A 5,433-nucleotide genomic window follows, 5' to 3' on the forward strand; every position below is an offset into this window, starting at 1 on the left:
GCCCGGCGACGACGAAGCGCCGCTCCGGGCAGCGCCGCGCCGCTTCGATCAGCAGCGTGTCCAGCACCGGCTGCCGGTCCGGGCTGTAGGTGCCGAGATAGGACAGGTCCCAGCGCTTCTCCGCGTCGAGCGGCTGGTAGACGTCGGAATCGACCGAGCAGTAGAGCGCCCGGGCAGCCGGCGATCCGTAATGCCGCTCGATATGCTTGAGCGTCGGGCCGCCGGTGAACGACAGATAGAGATCGTAGCCGGGGATCAGATCGGGCGACAGATATTCGAAATCGCCGCGTTCCAGCTTCGCCAGCGTGACCGGCGTGTCGATATCATAGAAGGCGGTCACGCCCTTGGCGGTCCGCTGCACATAGGCGCCGACCGCGACGCCGTCCGGCACATAGGAGCCGACGATCACCGCATCGGCCTGCGCGATCTCGCGCCGCCAGCGCTCCAGCCCCGCCACCGAATCGTAAAAGGCGAGCGTGCAGTAGTCGACCTCGCCCAGATCGCGGTGCGCGGCATACCAGGGCTTGTCGCGCTCCAGGAACAGCACGTCATGGCCGCGCGCGGCGAACGCTTTCAGCAGCGCCCGATAGGTGGTCGCATGCCCGTTGCCCCAGGATGAGGAGAGGGTGAGGCCGAGGACGACCAGCTTCATGCGGCGCTCCGCATCTGCTCGGCTTCTTCGGCCAGGATCGCGTCGACCTGCGCGCCGCGAAGCGTATAGCTGTGCTCGGCGAGAACGCGCGCGAGCGCCGCCTCGCCGATCGCCTTGGCCCGTTCTGGCGTCAGCGCGCGGAGATGCTCCGCCACGTCCTGTCCGTCCCGGGCAACGAGCACTTCCTCGTCCGGCGTCAGGAACAGCTCGATCCCCTCCCACGCGTCGGTGATCAGGCACGCCGCCGCGCCGGCCGCCTCGAACACGCGCGTGGCCGGCGAAAAGCCGATCTGCGCCATCGAATCGCGCGCCACGTTCAGCACCGCCAGCGGCGTGCAGTTGAAGGCATTGTGCTCGGCCGTGCCGACATGGCCCAGGTGACGGACATTCTCCGGCAGCTCCTTCCACTGCCAGCCATTGCCGCCGATCAGGAAATCCCGCTCCGGCAGCGATGCCGCGGGCTTCAGGAAGAACTCCTCCACCCGCGCTTCGCGGTCGGGCAGCCGGTTGCCGAGGAAAGCGAGATCGGCCGCAAAACGCGGGTCCGGTGCAACCGGATGGTGCGTCGCCGGATCGAGCGCATTGTAGATCGGCACGCAGCGGCGGGCGCCGAAGCCCTCATAGGCTTCGACCACCGGATCGCCGCCGCCATAGGTGAACACCAGATCCAGCTGCTTCAGCGCCGCGCGCAGCGGATGGTCCGCCGCGTCGCGCATTTCGTCCAGCGTCGCCGCAGCGTCGACATCCCAGAAGATGGTGATCGCGTGGGGCGCAGCATTGCGGATCACGCCCTGCAACAGCTCGGTGTCGAACACCCCGACGCCGCTCGCCTTCACCACCACGTCGGCGTTGCGCGCTTCCGCGAGCACTTTGGCGAGGGCTTCCTCGGTTGCCGCGTAGACGACCGACTTGGCCCAATCAGGCGGGTCCATGTCGCGATGCTGCTGCCGCTCGAACGCGTCGGGTTCGTAGAAAGTGATCTCGTGCCCCCGCGCCGCAAGATCCCGCAGCAGCCCGCGATAATAGGTCGCCGCCCCGTTCCAGTAGGACGACACCAGGCTCGAACCGTAGAACGCGATCTTCATGCGTGAATCCTTTTGCCCCTCTCCCCTTGCAGGAGAGGGTCGACTCGCGAAGCAGTCGCGAGCGGGGTGAGGGGGACAGAGCGAAGCGGAGCGAGCGTGGGGTCCGCCCCCTCACCCTCCCACTCGCTACGCGAGCGGGCCCCTCCGTCTCCCGCAAGGGGAGAGGGGCTTAGTTTTGCGACGATATCGAGCAATTCCTGCGCCCGGTGCGCGCAGCTGTGGCGGTCGCGGATCGCGGCGAGGCCGTTCGCAATCAGGCTTTGGCGTAGCCCCGCATCCTCGCGGATCGCATGCAGGTGGCGGGTCATCTCCTCGCCGTCGCTCGCGACCAGATAGTCCTCACCCGGCCGGAACAGCTGCTCGGCATCGTCCCAGGGCGCGCAGACCAGCGGGATGCCGCAGGCGAGCGCCTCGAACACGCGGATGGTCGGGATGCCGGGCAGCATCTCGGTGTAGAATCGCCGCGGCACGTGGACGGTCGCCAGATGGCGGGCATAGACCTGCGGCGCGCGCGCGTTCGGCAGCCAGCCGCGGAACGCGACGCCGTATCGCGCCAGCGCCGCCAGCGCCTCGGGCGGATAGCGGACGCCGTAGATGTCGAGCGGCAGTCCGGCATCGCAGGCCGGGCGAAACAGATAGTCTTCCAGCTCGGCCGACCGCTCGCCGTCGCCCCAATTGCCGATCCAGACGAGCCCCTCGCGCGGCGCTTCCGCAGCGGGCGGATGGAACAGCCGCGTGTCCGCTGCTTCGTGCCAGACGAACACCCGCTCGCCCCAGCCCCAGCGGCGATAGACCTCCGCCAAAGCCTCGCCGAACGCCAGCACGCCGTCATAGGCGGACAGATCATAGGCCCGCATCGAGTCCGGATCGCTGACTGCGCGGTGGTGCGTGTCGTGGAACAGCAAGGTGAACCGGCCGCCCCCCGCGCGCGCCCTGCCGAGCGCGGCGACCAGGCCGTGATCGTTCCACTCGTGTACGATCACCAGGTCCGCGCCCTCGATCAGGTCCGCGGGGTCGTCCCCGGCCGTGTAGACCGTCGATCGCAGCTCCGGATAGGCGGCGCGATACGCCTCCAGCCCGGCCTCGCCGTGATCGGCGAGCAGGTTCCGGAGGCTCCACGCGCCTTCCGGCTCCAACGCCTGCACGTCGTGCCCCAGCGCCTGCAGCTCGCGCAGCACGCCGCGCAGGAAATGCGCATTGCCGTGGTTCCAGCAGCTCGCCAGCGAATGGGTGAAATAGGCGATCCTCATGCCGCGACGCGCTCCGGCGCCACTCGCGTCTCCAGCCCTCGGTAGAGCGCGACCATCCCCGCCGCCATCCGCGCGACCGTATAGTCGGCGGCGCGTTCGCATGCCGCGTCGCCCAGGCGCGCCCGCAGCTCGGGGTCGCCGACGATCGCGTCGACAGCATGGGCAAAACCGTCCGCGTCGTGCGGATAGACGAACCAGGCGGCGCCGTCCCACAGCTCGCGGAAGGTCGGAATGTCGGACAGCACCAGCGCGCAGCCGGCCTGCGCCGCTTCCAGCACGGCGAGACCGAACGGCTCGTAGAGAGCGGCGGAAACGAACACCGGCCGCGCGGCGAACTGGCGTGCCACTTCGCTATCGGCGAGGCTGCCGGCCGCCGCGACATTGTCGAGCGCGACCGTGGTCCCGTTGGGCCCCGCCAGCGGCCCCGCGGCAAGGAACGGCGTGCGCGCGATCGCAGCGGCGCGATCGAGCGTCGCCAGATTCTTGCCTTCGTCCCACAGCCGGCCGGCGGTGAAGGCGATGTCCTGCGGTCCCGCCTCGGGCAGCCGCGCCGGGCGCCGGCCGTTGCGCACCACCACCGGCGTCTCGGGAAGATCGTAGCATTGCCGCAGCATCGCGGCGAAGGCGCCGCTCGGCGCCACGACCCGGTCGGCCGCGCGCAGCCCGGCGCCGGTCAGCTCCGCACGCCAGCCGAGGTGCGCGTCGATGCATCCGCCTTTGACCGCCTGCCACCAGCTGCCGACGCAGCTGTGCGCGACGGCCGCCACCGGCTGGTCGAACCGCACGGTCGCGGCCAGTGCCGGCGCGTTCAGCTGGACGATGTCGGCGCGGTACAGGTCTGCCAGCCGGGCGATCCCTTCGCCGGCACCGGAGACGTCATGCGGGCCCGCTGCGAGCCAGTCGAGCGGCAGGTCGGTTTCGACCAGCTCGACGCCGTCGGCGATCGATGCGCGCTGCTGCGAACTCGGGCGCGGCCCTAGCGTCGCCAGCACCGGCTCGATCCCGTGCCCGACCAGCGCCCGCGCCAGGTCGGTCGCATATTGCCAGACGCCGCCGACCGTATCTGCCGTCAGAAGCAGCCGCGTCATTCGGCGGCCTCCATGTGCCGCAACGCGAGCCCGCGCGCATCCGCCAGCCAGTCGGCCAGCTCGGCAATCCCCTGCCGCCACGGCTTGGGCGGGCCCAGTCCCAGCGTTTCGCGCGCGCGCCGCGCGTCGGCCACGAAATAGCGCTGGTCGCCGGCGCGCCAGCCTTCGAATCGCGTGTCGACCGGCCGCCCCGTCAGGCTCTCGATATGGCCGAGCAGCTGCCTCAGGCTGATCGCATTGTCCGGCCCGCCGCCCAGGTTGAACACCAGTCCTTTCACGCGGTCGATCGAACGGAGCGCCGCCAGATAGGTGTCGACTGCATCGTCGACATGAAGCACGTCGCGGACCTGCTTGCCGTCGCCGTAGATGGTGATCGGCTCGCTCTCCAGCGCCCGGATCAGGAAGTGCGCGACCCAGCCCTGGTCCTCGGTGCCCATCTGGCGCGGGCCGTAGATGCAGCTCATCCGGATGACGGCGGTCGGCAGGTCGTAGCTGCGCGCATAATCCAGCACATACTGGTCCGCCGCGCCTTTGGAGCAGCCATAGGGGGTGTGGAAATCGAGCGGCCGCGCTTCCGAAATGCCGCGCGCGCGCACTTCGGCGTCCGCGGGCGTCCAGCGGTCCGCCTCTTCCCGAAGCTGGACGTCGGCCAGGTCGCCATAGACCTTGTTGGTCGAGGCGAAGACGACCGGCACGTTCGTGCCGCGCCGCCGCACCGCCTCCAGAACGTTCAACGTGCCGCGGATGTTGACCTGAAAGTCGTCGATCGGATCGACCAGGCTGGTCGTCACCGCAACCTGGGCCGCCATGTGGAATACGGCGCTCGCGTCGCGGACGGCTTTGGTGACGGCTTCCTCGTCGCGAATATCGGCGATGGTCGCGTTGATCTTCGATCCGTGCCGCTGCTGCAGCCAGTCGAGATTGGTCTCGACGCCGGCCCGGGCGAGCGCATCGAAAATGATGACGTCATGGCCTTCGCGGGCCAGCCGGTCGGCGATGTTGCAGCCGATGAACCCTGCGCCCCCGGTCACGAGCACCGGGCCGTTGTCAGCCAGGCGAGTCATCGCATTCCTCCCCTGCTTTTGCAGGGGAGGGGGACCGCCCGCAGGGCGGTGGAGGGGCCGCCGTCGCAGACGGCGGGCTGTGCCCGCCGCCCCTCCACCATGCTTCGCATGGCCCCCCTCCCCTCGAAATCGAGGAGAGGATTCAGAAGCACCGGCCCGTTCATGCGACCAGCCCTCGTGCTTCGAGTTCGGCGCGCGCCTCGGCGACGCGGTCGACGGCGGTCTGCTCCGCAACCCATTCGGCGAGCTCGGCGAGCCCTTCGCCGAAATCCTGCCGGGCGCGGAAACCGAGCT

At 69.6% G+C, this 5,433-nt stretch carries 4 protein-coding genes and 1 pseudogene; all 5 read right to left on the reverse strand.

Annotated features, from left to right (window positions below):
• Positions 1-652, reverse strand: a pseudogene (locus VFT73_RS09365) (glycosyltransferase); the annotation flags it as partial.
• A complete protein-coding gene (locus VFT73_RS09370; protein ID WP_326410215.1) occupies positions 649-1,737 on the reverse strand; it encodes a CgeB family protein in 1,089 nt (362 codons plus the stop codon). The pseudogene VFT73_RS09365 and the gene VFT73_RS09370, both read right to left, overlap by 4 nt.
• Positions 1,734-2,987 (reverse strand): CgeB family protein, encoded by a 1,254-nt coding sequence (locus VFT73_RS09375; RefSeq protein WP_326410218.1) that lies wholly within the window; start codon positions 2,985-2,987, stop codon positions 1,734-1,736. The genes VFT73_RS09370 and VFT73_RS09375 overlap by 4 nt, the downstream gene beginning before the upstream one ends.
• Complete coding sequence (locus VFT73_RS09380) at positions 2,984-4,075, reverse strand: glycosyltransferase family 4 protein (protein ID WP_326410220.1); 1,092 nt, start codon at positions 4,073-4,075, stop codon at positions 2,984-2,986. The genes VFT73_RS09375 and VFT73_RS09380 overlap by 4 nt, the downstream gene beginning before the upstream one ends.
• Positions 4,072-5,139 (reverse strand): SDR family NAD(P)-dependent oxidoreductase, encoded by a 1,068-nt coding sequence (locus tag VFT73_RS09385; protein WP_326410223.1) that lies wholly within the window; start codon positions 5,137-5,139, stop codon positions 4,072-4,074. The genes VFT73_RS09380 and VFT73_RS09385 overlap by 4 nt, the downstream gene beginning before the upstream one ends.
• Positions 5,140-5,433 lie beyond the last annotated feature (294 nt).

Source organism: Sphingomonas sp., assembly GCF_035758555.1.
Taxonomy (GTDB): domain Bacteria; phylum Pseudomonadota; class Alphaproteobacteria; order Sphingomonadales; family Sphingomonadaceae; genus Sphingomonas_B.